The sequence below is a fragment of the Caldimonas sp. genome (genome assembly GCF_046289365.1).
Classification (GTDB): domain Bacteria; phylum Pseudomonadota; class Gammaproteobacteria; order Burkholderiales; family Burkholderiaceae_C; genus Caldimonas.
This window is the reverse complement of record NZ_JBKBVU010000005.1, coordinates 17566-41612: the sequence shown is the minus strand read 5'-3', so window position 1 is coordinate 41612 and position 24047 is coordinate 17566. Positions and strand designations below refer to the sequence as shown.

24 protein-coding genes are annotated in these 24047 nt (G+C 69.3%); 7 read left to right on the top strand and 17 right to left on the bottom strand.

All coding sequences use genetic code 11. The annotated features are described in order from the left end of the window. The coding region (locus ACK42S_RS01335; RefSeq protein ID WP_409702464.1) for a response regulator at positions 1-317 on the bottom strand (317 nt) is incomplete at its 3' end. A gap of 179 nt (positions 318-496) precedes the next feature. On the opposite strand from ACK42S_RS01335, the gene ACK42S_RS01330 reads away from it, so the two are divergent. Further along, on the top strand, positions 497-2095 hold the full coding sequence (locus ACK42S_RS01330; protein WP_409702462.1) for a phosphoethanolamine transferase: 1599 nt from the start codon (positions 497-499) through the stop codon (positions 2093-2095). Between the two features lie 41 nt (positions 2096-2136). After that, on the top strand, positions 2137-3546 hold the full coding sequence (locus tag ACK42S_RS01325; RefSeq protein WP_409702460.1) for a DUF1275 family protein: 1410 nt from the start codon (positions 2137-2139) through the stop codon (positions 3544-3546). 4 nt (positions 3547-3550) lie between these two features. Here ACK42S_RS01325 and ACK42S_RS01320 read toward each other — a convergent pair whose 3' ends face one another. From ACK42S_RS01320 to ACK42S_RS01305, 4 genes are read right to left on the bottom strand one after another with little or no spacing between them, the layout of a single operon-like run. Continuing rightward, entirely contained in the window at positions 3551-4675 is a 1125-nt protein-coding gene (locus tag ACK42S_RS01320) for an ABC transporter ATP-binding protein (RefSeq protein ID WP_409702458.1), read from the bottom strand. Continuing rightward, positions 4672-5337, bottom strand: a complete 666-nt coding sequence (gene modB / locus ACK42S_RS01315; RefSeq protein WP_409702456.1) for a molybdate ABC transporter permease subunit — start codon at positions 5335-5337, stop codon at positions 4672-4674. Before modB ends, ACK42S_RS01320 begins: the two co-directional genes overlap by 4 nt. Beyond that, entirely contained in the window at positions 5337-6119 is a 783-nt protein-coding gene (gene modA, locus ACK42S_RS01310; protein ID WP_409702454.1) for a molybdate ABC transporter substrate-binding protein, read from the bottom strand. Before modA ends, modB begins: the two co-directional genes overlap by 1 nt. Positions 6120-6157: 38 nt before the next feature. Next, positions 6158-7066, bottom strand: coding sequence for a LysR family transcriptional regulator (locus ACK42S_RS01305; RefSeq protein ID WP_409702452.1), 909 nt, complete (start codon positions 7064-7066; stop codon positions 6158-6160). A gap of 122 nt (positions 7067-7188) precedes the next feature. Here ACK42S_RS01305 and ACK42S_RS01300 point away from each other — a divergent pair, with 122 nt between their 5' ends. Further along, positions 7189-7398, top strand: a complete 210-nt coding sequence (locus ACK42S_RS01300) for a hypothetical protein (protein WP_409702450.1) — start codon at positions 7189-7191, stop codon at positions 7396-7398. 69 nt (positions 7399-7467) lie between these two features. Here the strand turns inward: ACK42S_RS01300 and ACK42S_RS01295 are convergent, their stop codons facing one another. Genes ACK42S_RS01295 through ACK42S_RS01285 form a run of 3 tightly spaced genes read right to left on the bottom strand, consistent with a single transcriptional unit; the run spans position 7468 to position 9232 of the window. Next, complete coding sequence (locus ACK42S_RS01295) at positions 7468-8043, bottom strand: YceI family protein (protein WP_409702448.1); 576 nt, start codon at positions 8041-8043, stop codon at positions 7468-7470. Between the two features lie 48 nt (positions 8044-8091). After that, positions 8092-8658 carry a YceI family protein gene (locus tag ACK42S_RS01290; protein ID WP_409702446.1) on the bottom strand — a complete coding sequence of 189 codons (567 nt, stop codon included), beginning with the start codon at positions 8656-8658 and terminating at the stop codon, positions 8092-8094. 22 nt (positions 8659-8680) lie between these two features. Further along, positions 8681-9232 (bottom strand): cytochrome b, encoded by a 552-nt coding sequence (locus ACK42S_RS01285; protein WP_409702444.1) that lies wholly within the window; start codon positions 9230-9232, stop codon positions 8681-8683. 175 nt (positions 9233-9407) lie between these two features. On the opposite strand from ACK42S_RS01285, the gene ACK42S_RS01280 reads away from it, so the two are divergent. After that, on the top strand, positions 9408-10523 hold the full coding sequence (locus tag ACK42S_RS01280) for a phospholipase A (protein ID WP_409702442.1): 1116 nt from the start codon (positions 9408-9410) through the stop codon (positions 10521-10523). A 20-nt stretch (positions 10524-10543) separates the two neighbouring features. Here ACK42S_RS01280 and ACK42S_RS01275 read toward each other — a convergent pair whose 3' ends face one another. From ACK42S_RS01275 to ACK42S_RS01265, 3 genes are all read right to left on the bottom strand, one after another. Then, the gene (locus ACK42S_RS01275) at positions 10544-11428 is read right to left on the bottom strand and encodes a DUF4743 domain-containing protein (RefSeq protein WP_409702440.1); all 885 of its coding nucleotides are present in this window, start codon (positions 11426-11428) and stop codon (positions 10544-10546) included. 70 nt (positions 11429-11498) lie between these two features. Continuing rightward, positions 11499-12227: a DUF4397 domain-containing protein gene (locus tag ACK42S_RS01270; protein ID WP_409702438.1), complete on the bottom strand. Its 729-nt coding sequence runs from the start codon at positions 12225-12227 to the stop codon at positions 11499-11501. Positions 12228-12392: 165 nt separating this feature from the next. Next, on the bottom strand, positions 12393-15974 hold the full coding sequence (locus ACK42S_RS01265) for an indolepyruvate ferredoxin oxidoreductase family protein (RefSeq protein WP_409702436.1): 3582 nt from the start codon (positions 15972-15974) through the stop codon (positions 12393-12395). Positions 15975-16155: 181 nt separating this feature from the next. On the opposite strand from ACK42S_RS01265, the gene ACK42S_RS01260 reads away from it, so the two are divergent. After that, complete coding sequence (locus ACK42S_RS01260) at positions 16156-16716, top strand: Lrp/AsnC family transcriptional regulator (protein ID WP_409702434.1); 561 nt, start codon at positions 16156-16158, stop codon at positions 16714-16716. 16 nt (positions 16717-16732) lie between these two features. On the opposite strand, the gene ACK42S_RS01255 is transcribed toward ACK42S_RS01260, so the two are convergent. The 3 genes from ACK42S_RS01255 to ACK42S_RS01245 form a co-directional block, all read right to left on the bottom strand. Continuing rightward, positions 16733-17743, bottom strand: a complete 1011-nt coding sequence (locus ACK42S_RS01255) for a DUF6515 family protein (protein WP_409702432.1) — start codon at positions 17741-17743, stop codon at positions 16733-16735. Between the two features lie 22 nt (positions 17744-17765). Beyond that, on the bottom strand, positions 17766-18344 hold the full coding sequence (locus tag ACK42S_RS01250) for a hypothetical protein (RefSeq protein WP_409702430.1): 579 nt from the start codon (positions 18342-18344) through the stop codon (positions 17766-17768). Positions 18345-18483: 139 nt separating this feature from the next. Then, entirely contained in the window at positions 18484-19581 is a 1098-nt protein-coding gene (locus ACK42S_RS01245) for a murein transglycosylase A (protein ID WP_409702428.1), read from the bottom strand. Positions 19582-19705: 124 nt separating this feature from the next. On the opposite strand from ACK42S_RS01245, the gene ACK42S_RS01240 reads away from it, so the two are divergent. Then, a complete protein-coding gene (locus ACK42S_RS01240; protein ID WP_409702426.1) occupies positions 19706-19831 on the top strand; it encodes a hypothetical protein in 126 nt (41 codons plus the stop codon). A gap of 9 nt (positions 19832-19840) precedes the next feature. On the opposite strand, the gene ACK42S_RS01235 is transcribed toward ACK42S_RS01240, so the two are convergent. Further along, a complete protein-coding gene (locus ACK42S_RS01235) occupies positions 19841-21925 on the bottom strand; it encodes a site-specific recombinase (protein WP_409702424.1) in 2085 nt (694 codons plus the stop codon). Positions 21926-21933: 8 nt separating this feature from the next. Continuing rightward, positions 21934-22311: a Co2+/Mg2+ efflux protein ApaG gene (apaG, locus tag ACK42S_RS01230; protein WP_409702422.1), complete on the bottom strand. Its 378-nt coding sequence runs from the start codon at positions 22309-22311 to the stop codon at positions 21934-21936. 76 nt (positions 22312-22387) lie between these two features. Between apaG and rpe the strand changes: the two genes are divergently transcribed. Beyond that, entirely contained in the window at positions 22388-23065 is a 678-nt protein-coding gene (gene rpe / locus ACK42S_RS01225; protein ID WP_409702420.1) for a ribulose-phosphate 3-epimerase, read from the top strand. On the opposite strand, the gene ACK42S_RS01220 is transcribed toward rpe, so the two are convergent. Continuing rightward, complete coding sequence (locus ACK42S_RS01220) at positions 23020-24000, bottom strand: hypothetical protein (RefSeq protein ID WP_409702418.1); 981 nt, start codon at positions 23998-24000, stop codon at positions 23020-23022. The two genes, rpe and ACK42S_RS01220, sit on opposite strands and share 46 nt — an antisense overlap. Positions 24001-24047 lie beyond the last annotated feature (47 nt).

Genomic DNA, 24047 nt, shown 5'->3' with positions numbered 1-24047 from the left:
TCTTCGGGGTCGAAGGGCTTGACCAGGTAGTCGTCGGCGCCGCTGTCCAAGCCCTCGATGCGTTCGTGCAGTCGGTCACGCGCGGTGAGCACCAGGGCCGGGGTGGTGTGGCCTTGTCGGCGACGGCGCCGCAGCCAGTCCAGCCCGGAACCATCGGGCAGGTTCCAGTCGATCAGCCAGGCGTCGTACGGTTCCGAGGCGTTCAACTCGGCCTGGTCGATACGGGTCACCCAGCTGACGTCATGGCCCAGGGCACATAGAAAGTCGTGCAAGCCGCCACCCACGAGGGGGTCGTCTTCGATCAAGAGTACGCGCATGGACGGCACCATCGAATGATGACTGCGGTGCACACGCTAACACACCAGCGCACGGGTGGATCCAGGGTCTTCAGTTTGGCTTCAGATAGGGGTGTTGCACTCAGGGCATGCTGGTCTGGAAACGTTGGCAAACATGGCTGCAGGCCCGTTGGCCACGAGCCTGTCATGGACCCGAGGCCTTGATCTGGTGTTTGAGCGCGTGGTGGTTGGTCATGGACCATCGCCGCTTGTTTGTGTTGGCGCAGCAATGGAGCGATGCCTCTGCCTGGGGGTGGCAGGTGTCGCTTGCCGTGGGCATCGTTTGTGTGCATGTGCTGTTGCTCGGTGCTCTGGCCGTGGGACCTTGGCTCAAGCCGGCGGCGGCCGTATTGACGGTGGTGGCCGCACTGTCGAGCTATTTCAGCGATCGCTACGGGGTGTATCTGGACCCCTCGATGATGCGCAATGTGCTGCACACGGACACGGCCGAAGCGGTGGAGTTGATCGGCCCGGATTTGGTTTGGCATGTGTTGAGCCATGCGGGTGTGCCCCTGCTGGCGGTGGTGTCGTGGCCGCTGCCTGCGCAAAGCTGGGGGCGGACCTTGCGCGGGCATTTGCTCAGCATGCTGGCGGCGGCGCTGGCGTTGGCGTTGGCCGTGATGCTGAGCTTTCAGCCCCTGGCGTCCTTGATGCGCAATCACAAGGAGCTGCGCTACCTCGTGACGCCGGCCGCAGCGCTGTGGTCGAGCGCCCGCGTGTGGTCCGGTGATACGCGCCAAGTGGCCGGTCGGCGGCAGCCTCTGGGGTTGGACGCCGTGGCCTTGCCCTTCGAACGACCCCGACTGCTCGTGATCGTGGTGGGCGAAACCGTGCGATCGGCCAATTGGGGCTTGAGCGGCTATGGCCGAGACACCACCCCCGGCTTGTCGCAGCGGGCGGTGGTCAACTTCGCGCAAGTCACCAGTTGCGGCACCAACACCGAGGTCTCGGTGCCATGCCTGTTCGCGCCGGTGGGCCGGCGCGATTATGACGAGGATCGCATCCGGCGCAGCGAGTCGCTGCTGCACGTGCTGGCCCGTGCCGGCGTGGCGGTGCAGTGGATCGATAACCAAAGCGGCTGCAAAGGGGTGTGCGAGGGGCTGCCAAGCGTGACAGTGGCCGAGCTGAACGCGCCAGGCACGTGCGAGGGCCCGCGTTGCTGGGACGAGGGTTTGATTGCCGATCTGACCGAACGTTTGCAGCGGGTACAAGGGCAGCAGGTGCTGGTGTTGCACATGCTGGGCAATCACGGGCCCTCGTACTTTCGGCGCTATCCCCGCGCATTTGCGCAGTTCCAGCCTGAATGCCTGGACGATGAGTTGCACCGTTGTTCGAAGCAAGCCATCGTCAACGCCTACGACAATGCCGTGCTGTACACCGACCATGTGCTCAGCCGTTTGATCGATACCTTGGCCGCTGGGGCCGCGCGCGTCGATACTGCGATGCTGTACGTCTCCGATCACGGCGAGTCCTTGGGCGAGGCGGGCCTGTACCTGCACGGCCTGCCGTATGCGATTGCCCCCACGCAGCAAACCCAGGTGCCCATGGTGCTGTGGTGGTCCGAAGGGTATGGCCGCTCGCTCGGCTTGGACAAGGACTGCATGTCCAAGCGGGCGCATCAACCGGCCCAGCATGACCATGTCTTCCACACCGTGTTGGCACTGACCCAAGTGCACACGGCGTTGTATGACCCGGCTTGGGATCTGACCTCGACTTGCCGTCGACCCAGTGGTCCGCCAGGGCTGCTCCAAGCCTCATGAGGATGCGCAGGGACGGGGCCGTGTGCGCCGCAACGGCCAGCTTGATTCTGGTCTGGGAGGGGCTCGGCGGCGATCTTTGGGTGGCCCGACAGCTTGCCAGCGCGCAAGGTCTCGTCTGGCGCGAGCATCCCCTGCTGCGCGGGCTGCACGATGCAGGGCGTTGGTTGGCGGCCTTGGGCCTCGTGCTGTGGGCGGTGTGGGCGTTTCGTTCTGCGCTCGATGAGCGCACTCTGCCTCGCCGCGAGCGTTGGCGGGCTTGGGCCTTGGCGGTGATGCTGATGCTGGCGGTGCCGGCGATCAAGCGTTTGAGCTTGGCAAGCTGTCCATGGGATTTGGCACTGTTCGGGGGGCGTGCGAACTACTTGTCGCACTGGACCTTGTGGTGGCCTGGTGCCGGCGATGGTGGGCCCGGACATTGTTTTCCCTTCGGGCACGCCACCTCTGCTTTCGCTTTTTTGCCGGGTGCCTGGATGTGGTGGCCTTATGATCGTCGCAAGGCTATGGCCTGGGTCGCGGCCGTAGTGATCGCCGGGGCCATGGCCGGGGTGACGCAAACGCTGCGAGGAGCGCATTTCGTGAGCCACATCCCGTGGAGCGCATGGCTGTGTGTGACCGTATGCGCCGCTACAGGGGTGAGGAGATTGAAGGAACCGACGCAGGCAAAGGTGTTTTCGGAGAATGTCGATATGCCGCCCCAGATTCTCAGACGATTGATTGGCCGTGAGCGTACGCAGCGCGCCAACCGTCAACTGGGATTGATTTTGGCCTTCGTAGCCGGAGGCATTAACGCTGGCGGGTTTTTGGCGGTCAACCGGTATACCTCGCACATGACCGGTATCGTGTCTGCCATTGCGGACGACATCGTGCTGGGGCAGTTCGCGTTGGCCATCAGCGGTGTGGTGTCTGTGCTCGTTTTCATCTCGGGAGCGGCGGCGAGCGCCGTGCTGATTCACTGGGCCCGGCGTCGCAGAATGCATAGCGAGTATGCCTTGCCGCTGCTGTTAGAGGCCGCGCTCTTGATGGTGTTTGGAATGATCGGGGCCAGACTTGCGGTTATGTCTGGCTGGGCTGTGCCGGCCACGGTCTTGCTGTTGTGCTTCGTGATGGGTTTGCAAAACGCAGTCATCACCAAGATTTCGAAGGCCGAAATTCGAACGACACATGTCACCGGCATCATCACGGACATAGGTATCGAACTTGGACGCATGATGTATTGGAACCGTTCGACTCATGCAAACGCCCAATACTTCGTGCGGGCCGATCGAGACCGATTGAAGACCCATGCGAGCGTGCTGTCGGCCTTTCTGGGCGGTGGGGTGGCTGGCGCCGTTGCGTTCCAATCGATGGGCTTCGGCGCCGCACTGCCGTTTGCAGCTGTGTTGGTGGCGATGGCGATGATGCCGGTGCTGGACGACCTGCGAGGCCTGGGGGCCGCTGGTAGCACCTCCTAGGCTTCTAGCTGGAGGCGGAGCGGACGGGCATCACATGCACCAGCTCCGGGTCGAGCCGGATGCCCAGCACGGCGCCGGGCGCCAGCCCCACACGCCGTGGGCCGGCCACGCTGAGCTTCAGTTCCACGCCGGGCAGGTCGGCCAGCTCGCACACCACGAGGCTGATCTCGCCGAGGTGGCGCGCCTCGCGCACGCAGGCTCGCCAGGCGTCGGGGCCGGCGGCGTGAGGGTCGAGCAGGTGCAGGCCTTCGCTGCTGATCACCCAGTGCACGGCCTGGCCGGCGGTGATCTTGCCCTTGTCTCGCACGCGCAGGCGGGGGCCCTGGCCGGCGGGCGCGCCGGGCGCGCGCCAGCGCAGCCAGCCCCACCCGGAGGCATCGGCCGGGCCCAGCCACTCGCCTTCGAAACGGTTCTGCAGGCCCACCAGGTCGGCCACGCGCGCGTTGCGCGGGGCGCGATGGATGGCCGCCGGGCTGCCTTGCTGCAGCACCCGGCCGGCGTCCAGCACCACCAGCTGGTCGGCCAGCAGCCGGGCTTCCTGCAGGTCGTGGGTGACCAGCACGATGGGGATGGACAGCTCACGCCGCAGGTCGGCCAGCAGGGTGTACAGGCCCTGGCGGTTCATCTGGTCCACCGCTGAGAAGGGTTCGTCCAGCAACAGCAGTTTCGGCTCGCGCGCCAGGGCGCGGGCGATGGCCACGCGCTGTTGCTGGCCGCCTGACAGGGCGGCCGGGCGGCGGTGATGGTGCTCGGCTTCGAGCCGTACGTGAGCCAGCCATTGCTGCGCCGATGCACGCCGCTGCGCGCGCGGCAGGTGCAGCAGCGACAGGGCCACGTTGTCCACGGCATCCAGGTGCGGCATGAGTGCGTAGTGCTGGAACACCAGGCCCACGTGGCGGGCCTGGGCGGGGCGGAACACGCCAGCCGTGGTGTCGCACCAGACTTCCTCGCCCACCTGCACGCGCCCATGGGTCGGGCGCATCAGGCCCGCCAGTACTCGCAGCATCGAGGTCTTGCCGGCGCCCGAGGGACCCACCAGCGCGGTGAGTTCGCCGGCGGCGCAGCCGAAGCGGCCCTGCAGCGGCATGGGATGCACCTGCGCGACATCGACGAAGAGGTCCTGGCTCACCGCTTCACCACCAGCCGCGCCGACGCGAAGAAGGAGGCGGCCACCGCCCCCAGCGAGAAGAGCAGCAGCACCAGGGCCATCTGGTCGGCGCCCTGCAGGTCGAAGGCCTGCACGCGGTCGTAGATGGAGATCGCGATGGTCTTGGTCTCGCCGGGGATGCTGCCGCCGACCATCAGCACCACGCCGAACTCGCCCAGGGTGTGCACGAAGGTCAGCACCATCGCCGAGAGCACGCCCGGCCAGGCCAGCGGCAGCTCGACGCGCCAGAAGGTCTGCCAGCCCGACAGCCCGCTCACCGCAGCGGCTTCGGCCAGGTTGCGCGGGATGGCCTCGAAGGCGCGCTGCACCGGCTGGACCATGAAGGGGATGTTGAAGACCACCGAGGCGACCAGCAGGCCGGCGAAGTTGAAGGTCAGGCGGATGTCGAAGTGTTCGGACAGGAGGCGCCCCAGCGGCGAGGCGCCGCCCAGTGACACCAGCAGGTAGTAGCCCAGCACCGTGGGCGGCAGCACCAGGGGCAGCACCACCGCCGCTTCGATCCAGGCCTTGCCGGCCACCCGGGTGCGGGCCAGCCAGCGGCCCAGCCACAGCCCCAGCGGCAGCAGCACGGCCAGCGTGGCGGCCGCCAGCTCCAGCGAGAGGACGAGGGCCTGCCAGTCCATCATTCGCGAGGCATCTGGAAGCCGTAGCGCGTCATGATCGCCTGCGCCGCCGGTTCGGCCAGGGCGTCGTAGAAGGCCTGCAGGGCCGGTGGGGCGTCCTTCATCAGCACCATGCGCTGGCGCAGTGGCAGGTGCCAGTCCTGCGCAATGAGGTCGAACCGTCCGAGCCGGGCCACCGGCGGGGCCAGCGCGAGCGACTGCGCGACGATGCCCCCCTGGGCCGAGCCCGAGGTGGCGAACTGCGCGGCCTGCGAGACGTTCTCGCCGTAGACCAGATGCGGCTGCAGGGCCGTCCACAGCCCGGCGTGCTCCAGCGCCTCCTTCGCGCGGGCGCCGTAGGGGGCATGCTCGGGGTTGGCGATGGCCAAGCGCTTCAGACGCCCGTCCCTCAGCGCGGCGGCCAGGTCCTGCAACTGGCCGTCGGCCTTCAGCGGCGAGCCGTGCGGCACCAGGATGCCGATGCGGCCCAGGGCATACAGCCGCCCGCGATCACGTGTTTTGCCGGCCTCGGCCAGCTTGAAGACGAAGTCCTCGTCGGCCGACATGAACATCTGGAAAGGCGCCCCCTGCAGGATCTGGGCATGGAGGTTGCCCGAGGAGCCGAACACCAGGCGCAACTTGTGGCCGGTGTCGCGCTCGAAGCGGGCGGCCACCGCCTCGAGGGCGAACTTCAGGTCCGAGGCGGCGGCCAGGGTGGGCGGCGTCTGGGCCTGCACGGACGGCAGCAGGCCCAGGCCGACCAGGCCCAGCAGGCGGCGGCGCGGAAGGCAGACAGGGTGCATGGCAATGCGTCAGGGTCTGGCGGACCCGTAAGCCTACCTCAGGGGGCGGTGGCGGCCTGCCGGGTCATCCAGTCGGCCCAGTGGTCGATGCAGGCGCGCACCTTGGGCAGGCGGTGGCGTTCGCGCAGCATCACCGCGTACATCGGCACGGGTTCGCTGGAGAACACGCCGGGCAGCACCGGCACCAGCCGTCCCTGCGCCACCCGGGCCGCGGCCACCAAGTCGGTGAGACGGGAAATGCCGGCCCCGGCTTCCACCAGGGCCACCATGGCTGCGGTGTTGTCCACGCGGGTGTGGCCTCGCGCCATGAAATGGCGTTCGCTGCGGCCCTCGCGCCAGACCCATTCGTTCAGGGCCGCCGGCGTGCTGTAGGTGACCAGACGGTGTTGTCTTAGCTCGTCAGGGTGGCTGGGCATGCCGAAGCGGGCCAGGTAGGCCGGCGCGGCATACAGGCTGCGGGTGAGCTGGCCGATCTGCCGCGCCACCACGGCCTCGCTGTGCGGCGTGCCGGTGCGGATGGCCACGTCGATGCCTTCGCGGGCCATGTCGATGATGCGGTCGTCGGCGGCGATGTCCACGCGCAGCTCGGGGTGGCGGTCGTACAGGCTGGGCAAGGAGGGAGCGATGACGTCCTGGGCCAGCACGGCGCTCACGCTCACACGCACCCAGCCGCTGGGGCGGCCGAGCTTGCCGCCGAGCTCGGCCTGCAGTTCGGCCTGGATGTCGAGCAGGCGCCGCGCCTGGGCGAGGAAGGCGTCGCCTTCGTCGGTGAGGCTCAGGCCGTGCGTGTTGCGGTGCATCAGCCGCGCGGCGCAGGCGGCTTCCAGCCGCGCCAGTGCGCGCGTGACTTGGCTGACCGACACGTTGCGCTCGCGCGCAGCGGCCGACAGCGTGCCCAGCGCGGCGATGCGCACGAACAGGGCCACGTCGTCCAGATGCAGGTCCATGGCCGGATGCTGCGCTGGTTTTGCAGGTTTCGCAATACCGAATCGCCGGATGTGGCGTTTCGCGCCGCCGCTTACCCACCTAGAGTTGTTTCACGGTGAGCCTTCCGTTCCTGGAGCCTGTGATGAACGACCCCCTCTGGACCCCCGAGCGCCTGGCGTTCGCCCACGATCGAGCCCATGCCGAGGCGCAACGGCTGCGCCTGGAGGCGCTGGCCGACTTCTGGCGCACGACCGACGCCTTGCTGGCCGAGCCGGGCCGCCAGGCGCAGCGCGCGGCCGAGCGGCTGCGTCATCGCCTGATGCGCCATCAGCAATGGCGCGGGCAGCCCTGACGACGACCACCACCCCTTGCCCGCACACGGGCGGGGCGTGCGGGGCCTGCGGCTGACGCAGGCGCCGGGTCACTGCTGGATGGCTTCGACCTGGATCACCAGGCGGACTTGGTCCTGAAAGCCCATGTTCAGGCCCCAGTCCATGCCCCACTGGCTGCGCTGGACGGTGGTCTCGAAGTCGCCGCCGCACACTTCGCGCTTGAGCATCGGGTGCTGCGTGCAGTTGAAGCGCTTGGCCTTGAGCACCACCGGCTGGGTCTTGCCCAGCATCGTGAGCGTGCCTGCCACCTCGGAGACCTTGTCACCGTCGAAGCTGAACTTGTCGGCGACGAACTTCGCGGTGGGGAACTCGGCGGTGTTGAAGAAATCCTTGCTCTGCAGGTGGCGGTTGAACTGCGCCGTGCCGGTGTTGATCGAGCTCATGTCGATGGTCAGCTCTACCTTGCCGGTCTTGGCGGCGCGGTCAAACTGCACGGTGCCTTCCTTCTTGTCGAAGCGGCCGCGGTTCGTGCTCACGCCCAGGTGGTCGATCTCGAAAGTCACGAAGGTGTGGTTCGGGTCGATGGCGTAGGTGGCGGCCTGGGCGGCGAAGGCCGAAGCCAGGAGGGCCGAGGCGAGGGTGCTGGCCAGCAGGGTCTTGTGCATGGGTTCTCCTTGGGGTTGATGTGGTGAAAAGGCCGGGGGCGCGGTGGGTCACAGCGGTGGCACGCCGGTCAGAGCGAGCTTGAAGCGCACCTGCACGTCGTTGGCCACCATCGAGGTGTCGGCCCATTCGCCGTCACCGATCTTGAAGGCCAGGCGCTGCAGCGTGAACTGGCCGGTGGCCGTGGTCGTGCCGCCGGCCTGGTTCAGGGCGACGGGCACCACGAGGTCGCGGGCTGTCCCCTTGAGGTTGAGCTGGCCGGTCACCTCGAAGCGCCCGCCGCCCAGTGCCTTGATGCTGCGCGAGACGAAGCGGGCCTGCGGGAAGCGGGCGGTGTGGAACCAGTCCGGTTTGACCAGTTCGGCCTCGACCTCGGCCACCCCCAGGCTGGCGCTGGCGAGATCGACGGTGAAGTCGATGCGCCCGGCCTCGGGCTTTTTCGGGTCGAAGGCCACCTGGGCCTCGAAGCGCTTGAAGCGGCCTTCGACCGGCACGCCGAGCTGGCGGCTGGTGAAGACGATCTCGCTTTGCGCCGGCACGAGCTTCTGCTGGGCCCAGGCGGGGGAGGCCATCAGCAGCGTGGCGGCCATCAGCGGCCAGATCAGGGTCTTGAGCATGGAGGTCCTTGGGGAGAGGGGGTCAACGGCCGAACCACATGCGCGACAGCAAGCCGTCGCGATCGATGAGCTGGTGCTTCAGCGCACCCAGCACGTGCAGCACGATCAGGGCGGCCAGTGTGTAGGCCAGGGCGCCGTGCCAGGGCTTGAGCGTCTCGGCCAGGGCGCGGTCGGCCGGCACGAAATCGGGCAGGGGCAGCACGCCGAAGAGCACGACGGGGAAGCCCGCTGCCGAGCTGTAAGCCCAGCCCATCAGCGGCACCGCGAAGAACAGCAGGTACAGCGCCAGGTGTGTGCCGTGGTGCGCCACGCGCTGCCAGGCCGGCATGTGGCGCAGCACCTGCTGCGGCAGGGCCGGCGGCCGGTGCGTCAGGCGCCACAGCAGGCGCAGCGCCGACAGGGTCAGGATGACGATGCCGGCCCACTTGTGCCAGTTGTACAGCTTGAGCCGCGACGGCGACATCGGCAGGCCGGTCATGTACAGGCCCAGGGCCAGCATGCCCAGCAGGCCCAGGGCCAGCAGCCAGTGCAAGGTGATGGCGGTGGCGGTATAGCGGTCCGGGGCGGCAGGCATGAGTGATCGGGTGGGGGTGGTGCAAGGCGGCGGGCAACAGCCGTGAAGCATAGAGAGCGCCGCGGGCCGGAGGTTCACCTCGCTTCACGGCAACGTTCGAAGGCTTTGAAACGAATCGTGTCCGCTGGGCGGGCACGGCCCTCGCGCAGCGCGACAATCACCGCCCATGGAACGCATGAAGTCTGCGACGTGGCGCGGCGGCCTGGCTGCGGCAGCCCTGCTGGGAGCTGCGGGCGCGGCCGCCGACACCCCATTGGTCTCGCCCGAGACCTCACCCTCAGGGTTGGCGGCCTGTGCCGCGCTGGCCGATGACCGGGAGCGCCTGGCCTGCTATGACCGCCTGGCCGGACGCCTGGCGCCCCCGGGGCCGGCCGGGCCTGCGGTGGCGCCGGTGGCTGCGTCATCCCCAGGCTTGCCTGCCCCCGGGGCGGCGGCGGACGGTGAGCCCCGGTCCGCCGCGACGGGCGCCGGCCTGTGGTCGCGCTACTGGGAGCTCGAGCGCGCCGACAAACGCGGCACCTTCCGCTTCCAGACCTATCGTCCCAACTTCCTGCTGCCGGTGCACCACACCAGCCGCGTCAACCAGAACCCCTCCAGCCCCACGCGCGACAGCCCCGGCAACCTGCCGGACTACAAGCACCTGGGCGCAAAGCTGCAACTGTCGATCCGCACCAAGCTGTTCGAAGGCCTGCTGCTGCCCGAGGGCGATCTGTGGTTCGGCTACACGCAGCAGTCGCTGTGGCAGGTGTGGAACCCGCGCGAGTCGGCCCCCTTCCGCAGCACCGATTACGAGCCCGAGCTGATCTACGTGGCGCCGGTGCCCGGGCCGCTGCGCCGCCTGCCCGTGGGCTGGCAGTGGCGCATGGCGCAGCTCGGCTTGTCGCACCAGTCCAACGGGCAGGCCGAACCGCTGTCGCGCTCGTGGAACCGCGTCTATCTCGGTGCCGGGTTCGAGCGGGGCGAGGTCAGCGTACTGGCGCGCGTGCTGCGCCGCCTGCCCGAATCGTCGGACGACGACGACAACCCCGATCTCACGCGCTACCGTGGCCGCGCCGACCTGGTCCTGGCCTGGGTGCCCGGCCGGGCCACGGCCTCGCTGCTGTACCGCAGCAACCTGCGCGAGATCGACCGCGGCGCGCTGCAACTGGACTGGACCTATCCGGTGGACCCCTCGAACCCACGGGGCCTGCGCTGGTATGTGCAGCTGTTCCACGGCTATGGCGAGACGCTGCTGGACTACAACGTGCGTCAGACCAGCCTCGGTGTGGGGCTGACGCTGTTCGAATTCTGATCCGCGCGTGCCTGCGGGTCTCACGCCCACGCGTAGGGTGGGGTCTGCCACAAGGGGCGGGCCGCGGCATTCCACGCCTCATGCAAGGCGCGGGGCAGCAGGCGGCGACGCAAAAGGAATTCGAGCGTGACCAGGGCCGCGTCCGTGCTCATTGCCTCGGTGCCGAGCAGGTCCACCACCTCGTCCACCGGCAGCAGGCGGTGCTCGGCCACCTCGCCGTCCATGTTGTGCGGCCTCAGGCCCCGGGGCAGTTCCAGGTCGTAGACGTAGATCTGTTCGTTTTGCACCCCCTCGGGCACATCGCGCAGCAGGTGCACGATGCGCCCGGGCGTGGCGCGCCGCGCGGTGGCTTCGGGCAGGCCCGATTCCTCCCAGCACTCGCGCAGCAGCGCCCGGAAGGGAGTCTGTCCATAGGACACGCCGCCGGCGACGAGATTGTCGAGCTTACCCGGATCGGTGGGCTTGTTCCAGGCTCGACGGGCGATCCACAAATGGGTGATCGCGCCCCCGGGAGCGCGCACGTAACCGTTGAGATGGGCTGCAAAGGTGAGGGTGCCCCACACGCGCGCCGCGGCGCGCTCGATGCGCGCCAGCGGCGGCTCGTCGGCCGACACGCTCACACCGTAGGACTCGTCGCGCCAGCCCGGCACCAAGCCATGCGCGCGCAACACGGCATTGGTGCGCGCCAGGGCCAGTGAGCGTTGCTCCACGCTGTAGAGCCGCTCGTCCATCTGCACGGCCCCTTCCCCCACCTTCAGCCAGGGCGCGCAAGTGGCCAGCACCGGCAGCAGCGAGCGAGCCACCGAGCCCACCGGCTCACGGTAGATGAAAAACGGCACACGCTGCTGTGGCGCCAGAGCCCGCGCCGCCGCAATGGAGGGACAACCCAGGGTGTCGGTGGACATGCCCGGCCAGTGTAGGGCGGGCCGGCGGCACAGACGACCCCTGGGGCCGGGGGGGCGCCACAGCGCGCGCTCAGGCGTGGTGGATGAGTCGGGCAGCCACCCCTTGCTCTTGCAGCGCCACCACGGCCAAGCTTGCGCCGACAGGGACGATCACCAGACTGCCCACGGTGCGGCCGGGGAAATTGAACTCCTGGGAGCGGAAGATCACCGACAGGCTGTTGCGATTGGTGATGTATACGCGCCGCCACCCGGAAGGCAGATCGGTGAAGTCGCTCAGGCTGTTGTAGCCTTGCGCCACGAGGGGCGTGTCGCTGGAAGAAGGCGCGCCGGACTGTACATACACGTCATAGCCGCTGGCGCTGGTGGCATTGAGCACGCGCAGCCGCACGCTGCCGGCAGGGGCGGCGCTGTGATTTTCGTCCAGGAAGCGCAGCTCCTCGTTGCCGCCCGAGCCCATCAAGGCCAAAGCCGTGGTGAAGCTGCCTGTCGCAAAGCTGCGTTGGACGGTGACCGTCGCCGCGCCCCCGGACGGCCCCACCCCGACCGGGCGGGACCCTTCCCGAACGAAGCCATAGCCCGTGAAGCCACCGCCGGACGAGACATTCGTCGGGCCCCGCAAGCCATCGACCCAGAAGTCGGCGGGCGAGTAGTCCACCGTGGCGTTCACGAAGCGCAGTTGAGGAGCGTCCTGGCCCTCCTGACCACCGCCGCAGCCCGCCAAGCCGCTGCCTGCACCCACCACCAACGCCGCCGTGCCCAGCCGCAAGGCCTGACGCCGCGAGATCCGTCCTGCGTTCATCGTCACATCGTCCTTGAAATTGAAGATGTGAATGATGCCGCAAGGGCCTGCCTCCGACATCGCTGGGGCAGGCGTCCGGGAGGCCGCTCGTCGGACAACTGCAACGAATCGTGACGAGGCTGGCGAGCGGCCGGCGGGGGCTGTCCGCCCCGCCGGGCCGAGGCTTCAGGCGGCCTTGGAGACGGCGCCGCCGCCACGCCACTGGGTCATCAGCGCATCCCACCGGGGCAGCACCGTCTGCAGGTGGCGTTCTTTCACATGGCCGTAGCCGCGGATCTGCTCGGGCAGGCGCGCGATCTCGACGGCCAGCGCCAGGTTGCCCGCGTTCAGTCCGGCCAGCAGCTCTTCGACCGTGTCCTTGTAGCGGCCGATCAGCGCGCGCTCCATCTTGCGCTCTTCGGTGCGGCCGAAGGGGTCGAAGGGCGTGCCGCGCAGGCCCTTGAGGCGCGCCAGCAGGCCGAAGGCCTTGAGCATCCAGGGGCCAAACGGCTGCTTGACCAGTTCGCCGCGCTCGTTGCGCTTGGCCAGCAAGGGCGGGGCGAGGTGGTAGCGCAGGCGGTACTCGCCCTCGAACTGCTGGGCGATCCGCGCGAGGAAGGTCTTGTCGCTGTGCAGGCGGGCGACCTCGTACTCGTCCTTGTAGGCCATCAGCTTGAAGAGGTAGCGGGCCACGGCCTCGGTCAGCTTGGTGCTGCCCAGCCGGGCTTCGGCCGTGCGCACCCGCTCGACGAAGGCCTGGTACTGCTTGGCATAGGCTGTGTTCTGGTAGCCGGTGAGGAAGTCCACCCGCCGCTGCACGATCTCATCCAGGCTGGTGGCGCTTTTGCGGATGAACTGCACCACCTGGCCGGCGGGCTGGGCCAGGGCCATCACCGCAGCCAGGTCGTGCGCGGCATGGCGGCCCCATTCGAAGGCGGCCTTGTTGTTCTCGATCTGCACGCCGTTGAGCTCGATGGCGCGCATCAGCGCGGCATGCGTCAGCGGGATCCAGCCCTTCTGCCAGGCATAGCCCAGCATCATCGGGTTGGTGTAGATCGAGTCGCCCAGCAGCCGCACGGCGAGCTGTTCGGCGTCCAGCCGGCCCACGTGGGCCTCGCCCACGGCCTGGGCGATGGCGGTGTCGCAGGTGCCGGCGGGGAATTGCCAGTTCGGGTCGTGCACGAAGGCCGCAGTGGGTGTGCCGTGCACGTTCAGCGCCACGCGGGTGCGGCCCTCGCGCATGGCCGCCAGCGTGGTCTTGGTGGCCGTCACGATGGGGTCGCAGCCGATGACGAGGTCGGCCTCGGCCGTGCCCACCTTGGTGGTCAGGATGGCCTCGGGCCGGTTGGCGATCTGGATGTGGCTCCAGGTGCTGCCACCCTTCTGGGCCAGGCCCGCGGCGTCTTGCGTGACCACGCCCTTGCCCTCCAGATGGGCGGCCATGCCCAGCAACTGGCCGATCGTGATGACGCCGGTGCCGCCCACGCCGGCCACGATGATCCCGTAGGCCGTCTCGGCCGGCGGCAGCGTCGGCTCGGGCAGGGCGCTCAGGCGCGACGGATCGGGCCGCATCGAGTCCTTGCGGGCCGATCGCAGCTGACCGCCCTCGACGGTCACGAAGCTCGGGCAAAAGCCTTTCACGCAGGAGAAGTCCTTGTTGCAGGTGCTCTGGTTGATGCGGCGCTTGCGGCCGAACTCGGTGTCCACCGGCTCCACGCTCAGGCAGTTGCTCTGCTCGGAGCAGTCACCGCAGCCTTCGCACACCAGCTCGTTGATCACCACGCGCCGGGCCGGCTCGGCCATCGTGCCGCGCTTGCGGCGGCGGCGCTTTTCGGTGGCGCAGGTCTGGTCGTAGATGATGGCCGTGCAGCCCGGGATCTCGCGGAACTCGCGCTGGAGGCGGTCGAGCTCATCGCGGTGGTGCACCGTCACGCCCGGCAGCAGTGGTGCGCCGCGGTACTTCTCGGGCTCGTCGGTGACGATCACGAGCTTGGCCACGCCTTCGGCCACGAGGCTTTGCATGATCTGCATCACCGAGTGACCCTCGGGGCGTTCACCCACGCGCTGGCCGCCGGTCATGGCCACCGCGTCGTTGTAGAGGATCTTGTAGGTGATGTTCACGCCGGCGGCGATGCTCTGGCGGATCGCCAGCAGGCCGCTGTGGAAGTAGGTCCCGTCGCCCAGGTTGGCGAAGATGTGCCGCTCCTTCGTGAAGGGGGCCTGCCCCACCCAGGGCACGCCCTCACCGCCCATTTGCGTGAAGGTGGAGGTGCTGCGGTCCATCCACACCGTCATGTAGTGGCAGCCGATGCCGGCCACCGCGCGCGAGCCCTCGGGCACGCGCGTGCTGGTGTTGTGCGGGCAGCCGCTGCAGAACCACGGCAGCCGGTCGGTGGCGGCCACCAGGGTCTGCTCGCTGCGTTCCTTGGCTTCGATGAGCGCGATGCGCGCGCGCACATGGGCCTGCTGGTCGGCACTCAGACGCTGCATCAGGCCAGTCTTGTCCAGGCGCTGCGCGATGGCCTTGGCGATCAGTGCGGGGTTCAGGTCGGCCTGGGCGCGCAGCAGCCAGTTCGAAGCCGGGTTGGGCATCGACCATTCGCCGCCGGAGTGATCGCCCTCGGGCTCGTTGAACTTGCCCAGCACGTTGGGGCGCACGTCCTCGCGCCAGTTGTAGAGCTCTTCCTTGAGCTGGTACTCGATGACCTGGCGCTTTTCCTCGATGACGAGGATTTCGTCCAGGCCCGTGGCGAACTCGCGCGTGATGGTGGCTTCCAGCGGCCACACCACGGTGACCTTGTGCAGCCGGATGCCGATGGCACGGCACAGCTCGTCGCTCAGGCCCAGGTCATGCAACGCCTGACGGGTGTCGTTATAGGCCTTGCCCGAGGCGATCAGGCCCAGCCGGGCATGGGGGGAGTCGATCACGGTGTGGTTGAGCCGGTTGGCACGGACATAGGCCAGCGCGGCATACCACTTGTAGTTCATCAGCCGGGCCTCCTGCTCCAGCGGCGCATCGGGCCAGCGGATGTGCACACCGCCCTCGGGCATGACGAAGTCCTCGGGCAGTGCAATGCGCACGCGATCGGGGTCGATGTCCACGCTGGCGGCCGACTCCACGATCTCCTGGATCGTCTTCATGCCGGACCACACGCCGGCGAAGCGGCTCATCGCAAAGGCATGCAGCCCCAGATCGAGGATCTCCTGCACGCTGGTGGGGAAGAACACCGGGAAGCCCACGGCCTTGAACACATGGTCGCTCTGGTGGGCGGCGGTCGAGCTCTTGGCAATGTGGTCGTCGCCGGCGATCGCGATCACGCCGCCGTGGCGGGCCGTGCCGGCCATGTTGGCGTGCTTGAACACGTCCAGGCAGCGGTCCACGCCCGGGCCCTTGCCGTACCAGATGCCGAAGACGCCGTCGTACCTCTTGTGCTCGGGGTAGAGGTCGAGCTGCTGGGTGCCCCACACCGCGGTGGCCGCCAGTTCCTCGTTCACGCCGGGCTGGAAGACGATGTGGTGAGCGGCCAGGTGCTTCTTGGCGGCCCACAGGGCCTGGTCGTAGCCGCCCAGCGGCGAGCCGCGGTAGCCGCTGATGAAGCCGGCGGTGTTCAGGCCGGCTCGGGCATCGCGTTCGCGTTGCAGCATCGGCAGGCGCACCAGGGCCTGGATGCCGCTCATGAAGGCGCGGCCGTGCTCGAGCGTGTATTTGTCGTCCAGGGTGACGGATTCGAGCGCCTTGCGGATGGCGTCGGGCAGGGGGGCGTTCATCGCGGGACTCCTCGTGGTGGTCCTGGGGTGGCCGGCCCGCCAGCGCGCTTGTGGCCCGCCCGCAGGCCCAGGGAATGCCTCACAGTGTAGAAAGCCTCGGCCGACAAGTCTTTCCTTTCTTTGCCCGCTCAGCCGGCTTTCAAGGAATAATTGACTCTTCGATGTCAATTTCGAGAAACAAGTGCCCTCAAAACACCCAGAATCAGGGAAAACCCGAGGGTCTCCGGCTGCCGAGCCGCCAAGCCGGGCCGAGACCCACGAGGGTCTGGACCGTTACGACGTGGCCATCCTGGCCGAGCTGCAGCAAGACGCGCGCCTGAGCAATGCCGAGCTGGCCGCGCGCATCGGCCTGTCGCCCACGCCGTGCTGGCGGCGCGTGAAGTGGCTGGAGGAGCAGGGCTACATCAAGGGCTACCGGGCCGAAATCGACCGGCACAAGATCGGCCTGGGCGTGCTGGCCTTCGTGCGTGTGGATGCCGAGCGCAACAACGCAGGCGCCACGCAGGCGCTGGAGGATGCGATCCGCGCCCTGCCCGAGGTGATCTCGTGCCACTACATCTCGGGCACGGGCACCTTCGAGCTGCAGGTCATGGCCACCGACCTGGAGGCCTACTCGCGCTGGGCGATGGACACGCTGTTTCGCCTGCCCAACGTGAAGGACCTGCACACCAGCTTCTCGCTGGGCGAGGTGAAGTCCAGCCGGGCGCTGCCGCTGAACCACCTGGTGCGCGGCCGACGCTGAGCCGGGGCCTGGGCCTTCAGCGCACCGTGTAGCCGCGACCTTCCATGCAGGCCGACCAGGCGCGTCGGTAGTTGTCGCGCAGCGTCGGGCTGTCGTTCATCGGCTGACCGGTGCCCAGCAGACTGGGGTCGAAGTGGCTCAGCGACACCGCCCACTCATGACACTGGAACTGGTCGTCGGCCTGCTGCTGGGCGCTTTGGTTGCGGGCAGGATAGGCGATGGGATGGTCGAAGCGCTCGCCGGCGGCCTGCGGCGGCTCCACCACCTGGTACCCCCCCGAGGCCACCGGGGCGTAGTACACGCCATCGAGCACGTAATACACCGTGGGGCCCCAATAGACCACGCGGTGGTAGTACGGCAGGGTGCTCAGGTACAGGCCCACCGGCGGGCGCACCACCACGTAGGCGCTGCCGCTGCGGCTGTACCAGGCGCCCTGGTAGAACCAGTAGGGCGTGCCGAGGTAGACGGTGTGGTGGCTCGCCGCGGGCAGGTGGTGGACGACGTGGCCCGGGCGCGGCGGGCGTCCTTGCGGCAGCGGCTGCCAGCCGGCGCCACCCGAGTGATAGGAGTGCTCGCTGTGCCAGCGGCGCCCGTCGTCCCGGTCCCGATCCCCGTCGCGGTGCCGGTCGGGCCGGGGCTGCCAGCCGTCGTCGCGCCCACCGTCGCGCAAACGGGCCGGGCGTTCGCCGCCGCGGTCCTGCGCGGGCCCGTCGCCCGACAAGCGCGACTCGCCCACGCGGGGCGGGCGTTGCCCTTCGCCGTAACGCTCGCCCACCCGGGGGCCGCCCTGCCAGCCGCCGCCGGCCTGGCGCCAGTGGCCCGGAGGCGGTTCGTCACGGCCGCGCTGAGCGTGGGGGGGCTGGTGCTGCTCGACCGCCCGGGCCAGGGGGTGCTGCCGCTCGCGCTCGGGGCTGCGGCCGTCCTTGGGCCGCCAGCCGTCCTGGGCCCAGGCGTCGGGGGCTGATGCCATCAAGGCGGCCAGCAGCCAGGGCAGGGGGCGGCGCAGGGGGGCGGGCAGGGTCGGCATGGTGGCCTCCGGGTGGAAGGGGTCAGCGCACCGCATAGCCCCGGCCGCTCATGCAGGCGGCCATCGCGCGGCGGACGTCATGGGGGGCCGGGGCCGGCGGCGCAAGCATGGCGGCGGCCTGCGCGTTGAGCCGCTGGGCTTCCTCGGCACGCGCCTGGTCGGACACGGCGCCGATGATCGCCCCCAGCACCAGGCCCACGGCGGCCGCCTCGCCGGCATGGCGCGGGGACGAGGCCGTCATCCCGCCGACGAGGGCGCCCGCGGCCGCGCCCAGCGCGGTGTCACGTCCGGGCTGGGGGTCGTAGTACACGGCGGGCGGCGGCGCGCCGACGTGGCGCAGCGGGGTCATGCCCGGGTCGCTGCGGGTCTGTTCGGACGCCCAGCGGTAACACTCGTAGCGGTCGCGGTGCTGGCTGCGTTCGTCCTGACCTCGGGTGGGATAGAAGTAAAGCGGCTGGTTCACTGCCACCGGCGCCGGGCGATGCACGGGCACGGCCTGAGGCGTGGCGCAGGCGGCCAGGGCCGCCGCCAGCACGGCCGCCCACACCGGGCCGGCGCGCCGCAGCAAGGTCCGCGGGCAGGAGTCAGGAGTGGCCATCATGGACAGCATCGTGCAAGTGTCGTGCGTCTGCCGTGCATCGTGTGAGTGAACGTTTGTAAAGCCCCCGCTGCTGGCGCGGGCCCACCTGCCCCTTCAACGCCCGGGCGGTCGCTCGCGCCGACAGGGCCGGCCCCGGGGGCTAGGGTGCCGCCCGGCGTGGCCACAGCACCCACATCTTGAGCGGCTGCTTCATCCGTCCGGCCAGCCCCTCGGCGCCGTCGCCCCAGCCCCAGAAGAAATCACCCCGCACAGCGCCCACGATGGCGCCGCCCGTGTCCTGCGCCACCATGAGCCGCTGCAGCGGGCGCGGCTCGCCGCCGGGCTGCGGCGGCGGCTCGGTGCTGGCAATCCACACCGGCGTGCCGTAGGGAATGGAGCCGCGGTCCACCGCGATCGAGCGGCCCGGCGTGAGCGGTACCCCCTGGGCGCCCACCGGGCCGATGCTGGGATCGGGCAGGGGCTCTTCGCGGAAGAAGACGTAGCGCGGATTGGCGTGCAGCATCTCCATCACGCGTCGCGGGTTGGTGCGCGCCCACTCCTTGATGGCCGGCCACGACGCCTGCTCCAGCGTGAACACGCCCTGTTCCACCAGCCAGCGCCCCACCGAGCGGTACGGGTGATCGTTGTGGCCGGCAAAGGCCACGCGCACCAGGCGCTGCCGGCCGTCGGCCTCGGTGAGCTGCAGCCGCCCCGAGCCCTGGATGTGCAGGATCAGGGCATCCAGCGGGTCGGCCACGTAGGCGATCTCCAGGCCCTTGAGCGCGGACTTCGCCGCCGGCAGGGTTTCGAGCTGCGCGCGCGTCCAGTAGGGGCGGCGCTGGGCCAGGTCGGCCGGTGCACGGTACAGCGGCACCCGGAAACGGGCATCGGGCAGGCGGCGGGCCTCGATCAGGGGTTCGTAGTAGGCCGTCAGCAGCCCGTCGGCGGAAGAGCCGTCCAGCGGCTCCACGCGGTAGGGCTGCAGATGCCGCTGCAGCCAGGCCCGCACGGCCGCCTCGTTGGGGTCACTCAGGGCCTGGGCGCGGGCACAGGCTGCCTCCCAGCCCGTGGCGGGGCGGGTGCAACTGCGCAGCAGGGCGGGCCAGGCCAGCACGATCTGGTCATCGGCCCAGCCGGGCAGGGCGTCCCAGCCCACGGGAACCCAGCGGGACTTGGGCTGCTCGATGATGGGGGCGGCCGGTGCCGGCGGCTCGGAGGGAACGCTTCGGGGCGGCGCGGTGCCGCACGCCGCCAGCATCCCTAGAATGGCAGCGGCCGCGGCCAGGCGCCACGACGCCGTGGGGGCAAGCCCCGCCCCCCGAGGGGGCAGCGGCCGGGCTCCGTGCGCCCGAGCGTCGGGCCTGACAGGACAGGACAAGGACATGTGGTTGATTGTGCTGGAGGCGCTGGGCGCCCTGGTGTTGTTGATCCTCATCGTGTGGTGGACGATGTTCTCGGGCCGCCGCAAGGGCGAGCGCACCGATGACACTGAGGTCCCGCCCCGCTGACCTTAGCGGTCAGACCGTGGCGGCGGCGGCCGGTTCACGGGGAGGCCACAGGAAGCTCAGGGGGCGCCGGCGCAGCCGCGCTCGCACCGCGGCATGGATGCGGCCCCGGTCCTTCAGGCGGATGTTGCGCGCGCGCAGCGCCAGGCGGAAGGCCAGCACGAAGCTGACCGTGACGTTGAGCAGGCCGGTCAACACGATGCCCACCACCGCCAGCCAGAACCCCGGGGTGGACAGCAGGTCCCAGCCGATCGCGCCCAGCGCCACGCCGAGCTGGCCGCTGGCCAGGGTCACGTGGCGCACATCGAAGCCGATGCCGAAGAAGCCGGCCACTGCCGGCACCAGTCCCAGCATCATGCCCAGCGAGACATTGCCCGCCAGGCCCGAGATGTTGGCCTGCAGCCAGGTCGACCAGCGCGCCGCGCGGTTCGCCCCCAGCCGGGCCACGATGCCCGGGTTCCAGCGCAGCGCACTGCCCAGCCGGTGCAGTACGAACCAGTTCTCGGCCCAGCCGGCGATCAGGCTGGAGGCGAACAGCAGCACCCCCGTGCCGGCCGCATAGACCGGGGTCCAACCCAGGGCGCTGAGCGAATCGACCGCGTACTGCGCCTTGTCCGCACCGATCAGCGGCGCGCCGAAAACCAGGCCCCACAGCCACTGCACCACCAGCGCGCAGGGCAGCACCACGCTCACATTGCCAAGGATGCCGGCCACCTGGGTGCGGATGAGGTGGCTCACCTCGTCGACGAAGTCCTCCACCGCCGCATCGTTGCCCAGGTCGCCCAGCTTGTGGGCCATCGCCGGCGCCGTCATCGCCGGCTGTTTGGTGGCCAGCGTGAAATGCGCGAGCTGGATGACCACGAAGCTGGCCGCGTAGTTCAGGCCGGCGGCAAAGCCCGCAAAGAAGCCCGAGAAGCCCAGCAGGCCGATCAGGAACTTCAGGAAGACGGTGATCGTTGTGACCGCGCCGCCGCCGGCCGCGCGCCAGAACATCCGCAGGTACTCGCGGCGGTCGCGGGTGATGTAGTGCTCGCCCGTTTCCGCGTTGCGCTCGGCCATCTTGCGCGCCAGCAGCGAGTAGTTGCGTGCCATCAGCGCACGCACGCTGCGCCGGCGTCGGGCGGTCTCGGCCAGTTGCACCACGAGGTCACGCACGGCGCGCGCCGGGGTGTCGCTGAGCAGGCAGTCCAGCAACTGACCGGCGCGGTCCAGCCGGGCTTGAAGCTGCTGCACGGCAAAGACGATGTTCACCGAGATGCCGGTGTCCTCCAGCGCGTCGTACACCGTGGCGGCGTCGTGCCGGCAGGCGTCGAGCAAGGTGTGGAAGTAGCGCAGCGCCGGCCCCAAGGCCTCCTCGCGCCGCTGCGCAGCCTCCAGTTCGTGGCGCACGGCCTGGAAGGCGCGCAGCAGTTGATGGAAGGGCGCCAGAGCACGGGCCGGCCCGCCCAGGCGGCTGCGGATGTCGGCCGAGAAGGCCAGCGCGCGCGCCTGCGTCAGGCAGAAGACCGTCGCATCCAGCAGCGCCGTGCGCCAGCTCTCGGCGGCCCTGGGATGACGGCTGGCGGCCACGGCCTCGCGCAGCAGCGCGGCCAGCCGCTCCAGCGTGTCATCGTCGATGGCCTGCAGCCACCGGGCGTCGTCGGCGTCGCAGAACATCAACTGGAACAGCTCTGACAGATCGTCCGTGTCCGGCGTGCCCGGCAGCAGCTTGCGCTGGATGCGCTCCAGCAGCTCGCTGAAGAAGGCCATCTGTGAGGCAAAACCGAAGTCGGCCAGCAGCAAGGTGGCGTCCATGTCCATGAGCGTGCGAGCCAGCAGCTCCACCAACCTGGCCCGGTATTCGGGTTCGCGGTCCAGCAGGTTGAGCAGATGGCGCAGCTTGAGCACCGGACGGGGCGTGGCCCGGGGAGCATCCACCGGGCCCGGCTGGGCGCCGTCGTCGGACGGCTTCGGTGCCACGCGGGCATGGCGCAACCACTCGGCCAGGCGCACCAGCCAGAGGTTGCGCTCGGCCCGCTGCGAGCGCGGGTCCAGGGCGGCGAGCAGGGAATTCAGGTCCCACGCGGCGACGGGCCGGGCATCGAACAGGCCGGGCATGCGCGCGGTCAGTGCAGGTTGTGGCGCTGGGCGGCCAGTGAGAAGGCCGGGATCGGCGCCTCGAAGCGTTCGCCGTCCTCGGCCACGCAGAAATAGCTGCCGCCCATGGTGCCGCGGGGCGTGGCCAGGCGGGTCCAGCTCGTGTACTCGAAACCCTCGCCCGGCTTGAGCAGGGGCTGGTGGCCCACCACGCCCAGCCCCTTGACCTCCTCGACGCGGCCGTTGGCGTCGGTGATGATCCAGTGCCGTGAGATCAGTTGCGCCGCCACGCGGCCCGTGTTGCGGATGGTGACCGTGTACGCGAAGGCATACACCCCCTGCTCGGGGTCGGACTGATCCGGCAGGTAGCGCGGCTGGACCTCCACGCTGAATTCATAGGCGCTCATGCGCCCGATGGTAGCAACCCCGCGCCCACCCCGACACGGACCGGACTTCTACAATCCGGCTGCCTTGGAGTGCCCCATGACCTACCGCATCGCCCCATCCATCCTGTCCGCCGACTTTGCCCGCTTGGGCGAGGAAGTGCGCCATGTCATCGCCGCTGGCGCCGACTGGATCCACTTCGACGTGATGGACAACCACTATGTCCCCAACCTGACCGTCGGCCCCATGGTCTGCCAGGCGCTCAAGCCGCATGCGAAGACACCCGACGGCCGGCCCGTGCCGATCGACGTGCACCTGATGGTCCAGCCGGTCGATGCGCTGGCCCAGGCCTTCGCCCGGGCCGGCGCCGACCTGATCAGCTTCCACCCCGAAGCCAGCGCCCACGTCGACCGCACCTTGCAGCTCATCAAGGCTGAAGGCTGCCGGGCCGGCCTGGTGTTCAACCCGGCCTCACCGATCGACGTGCTGGAATGGGTGCTCGACAAGGTCGATCTCGTGCTCATCATGAGCGTCAACCCCGGCTTTGGCGGGCAGAGCTTCATCCCGTCGGCGCTGCGCAAGATCGAGCAGGTGCGCAAGCTGATCGATGCCAGCGGGCGCGACATCCGCTTGGAAGTGGATGGCGGCATCAAGGTCGACAACATCCGCCAGGTGGCCGATGCCGGGGCCGACACCTTCGTGGCCGGCAGTGCGATCTTCGGCCAGCCCGACTACAAGGCGGTCATCGACGCGATGCGCGCGCGGCTGTCGGCCTGATCGGGCGCCGATGCGGCCGATGGCCGGAACAGCGCGTCGCCATAGACGTCGGCCATGCGCTGCAGCGCCTCGTCATTGCCTTGGCCACGCACGTTGTGGCGGTACAGCCCCGAGCGCTGGCCGCCCAACCAGGCCACCAGACGGCGGCCCCGTCCGGTCGTGGCCACGCCCCAACCCTGCAGGCGGGTCATCCAGTTCAGCCAGATGTCGTCGCCGTGGGGTGCGAGCTGCTTGTAGCGGTCGCCCTCCACCGCGCAGCGTGTCAACGCTCCGGCAGGATAGAGCACGCCGCCCACCCCCGTGAAGAACAGGTCGTTGCCCCGGGCCGGCCCGTCCACGCCCCAGCGCCACTCCCGGTACGGACGCATGCGCCCCGTCTCATCGTGCGTGACCCGGTGAGCGCGGTGGCACACCACGCTGTCCGGAGCATGCGCGGATGCGGCAAGCAGCTCCTCCAGCCAGGTTGGCCAGTAGTGGATGTCGTCATCGGCCGTCACCACGGTGGCCTCGGGCCAGCAGGCCAGGGTGGGGACGATCTTCATGTAGCTCTTGATGTCGTCCGGCCAGGTCCGGATGCTCAGGCCGTGCGCCTCGAGTGAGCGCACCTTGGCCGGCACGAGGTCGGCGTACTTCTCATCCACCCACAGCACCACGCGGTCCGGTCTCACCGTCTGACGCAGCAGGCTCATCAGGGTGAGGTGCAGCAACGCAAAGCGCCCGGGAAACGAGGTCAGGCTGAGAACCAGCTCTCCCTTCAGGCCATGCGGGCGGGGCGGGTGGCGGCGCCCGCTCTGCCAGCGCCAGTGCATCAGGGCGGGGGCCGCCAGCCGTCGTAAGCCATGGGCCACCGACGCCAGCTTGTGGCGCCAGGGCTTGCTCAGGGATCGCCGCCAACGGGCGACGTGACGCTGCCAGCCTGTGGATGCGTTGGCCATGTTTTCCGACTCTCAGCAAAAATGGCGCAAGCTTAATGGGAGAGAGC

Excerpts from the sequence above, each read along its gene's own strand:
- modB (WP_409702456.1), bottom strand. The coding sequence starts at position 5,337 with ATGGACTGGCAGGCCCTCGTCCTCTCGCTGGAGCTGGCGGCCGCCACG.
- modA (WP_409702454.1), bottom strand. The coding sequence starts at position 6,119 with ATGCACCCTGTCTGCCTTCCGCGCCGCCGCCTGCTGGGCCTGGTCGGC.
- ACK42S_RS01305 (WP_409702452.1), bottom strand. The coding sequence starts at position 7,066 with ATGGACCTGCATCTGGACGACGTGGCCCTGTTCGTGCGCATCGCCGCG.
- ACK42S_RS01300 (WP_409702450.1), top strand. The coding sequence starts at position 7,189 with ATGAACGACCCCCTCTGGACCCCCGAGCGCCTGGCGTTCGCCCACGAT.
- ACK42S_RS01295 (WP_409702448.1), bottom strand. The coding sequence starts at position 8,043 with ATGCACAAGACCCTGCTGGCCAGCACCCTCGCCTCGGCCCTCCTGGCT.
- ACK42S_RS01290 (WP_409702446.1), bottom strand. The coding sequence starts at position 8,658 with ATGCTCAAGACCCTGATCTGGCCGCTGATGGCCGCCACGCTGCTGATG.
- ACK42S_RS01285 (WP_409702444.1), bottom strand. The coding sequence starts at position 9,232 with ATGCCTGCCGCCCCGGACCGCTATACCGCCACCGCCATCACCTTGCAC.
- ACK42S_RS01280 (WP_409702442.1), top strand. The coding sequence starts at position 9,408 with ATGAAGTCTGCGACGTGGCGCGGCGGCCTGGCTGCGGCAGCCCTGCTG.
- ACK42S_RS01275 (WP_409702440.1), bottom strand. The coding sequence starts at position 11,428 with ATGTCCACCGACACCCTGGGTTGTCCCTCCATTGCGGCGGCGCGGGCT.
- ACK42S_RS01270 (WP_409702438.1), bottom strand. The coding sequence starts at position 12,227 with ATGAACGCAGGACGGATCTCGCGGCGTCAGGCCTTGCGGCTGGGCACG.
- ACK42S_RS01265 (WP_409702436.1), bottom strand. The coding sequence starts at position 15,974 with ATGAACGCCCCCCTGCCCGACGCCATCCGCAAGGCGCTCGAATCCGTC.
- ACK42S_RS01255 (WP_409702432.1), bottom strand. The coding sequence starts at position 17,743 with ATGCCGACCCTGCCCGCCCCCCTGCGCCGCCCCCTGCCCTGGCTGCTG.
- ACK42S_RS01250 (WP_409702430.1), bottom strand. The coding sequence starts at position 18,344 with ATGATGGCCACTCCTGACTCCTGCCCGCGGACCTTGCTGCGGCGCGCC.
- ACK42S_RS01245 (WP_409702428.1), bottom strand. The coding sequence starts at position 19,581 with ATGCTGGCGGCGTGCGGCACCGCGCCGCCCCGAAGCGTTCCCTCCGAG.
- ACK42S_RS01240 (WP_409702426.1), top strand. The coding sequence starts at position 19,706 with ATGTGGTTGATTGTGCTGGAGGCGCTGGGCGCCCTGGTGTTGTTGATC.
- ACK42S_RS01235 (WP_409702424.1), bottom strand. The coding sequence starts at position 21,925 with ATGCCCGGCCTGTTCGATGCCCGGCCCGTCGCCGCGTGGGACCTGAAT.
- apaG (WP_409702422.1), bottom strand. The coding sequence starts at position 22,311 with ATGAGCGCCTATGAATTCAGCGTGGAGGTCCAGCCGCGCTACCTGCCG.
- rpe (WP_409702420.1), top strand. The coding sequence starts at position 22,388 with ATGACCTACCGCATCGCCCCATCCATCCTGTCCGCCGACTTTGCCCGC.
- ACK42S_RS01220 (WP_409702418.1), bottom strand. The coding sequence starts at position 24,000 with ATGGCCAACGCATCCACAGGCTGGCAGCGTCACGTCGCCCGTTGGCGG.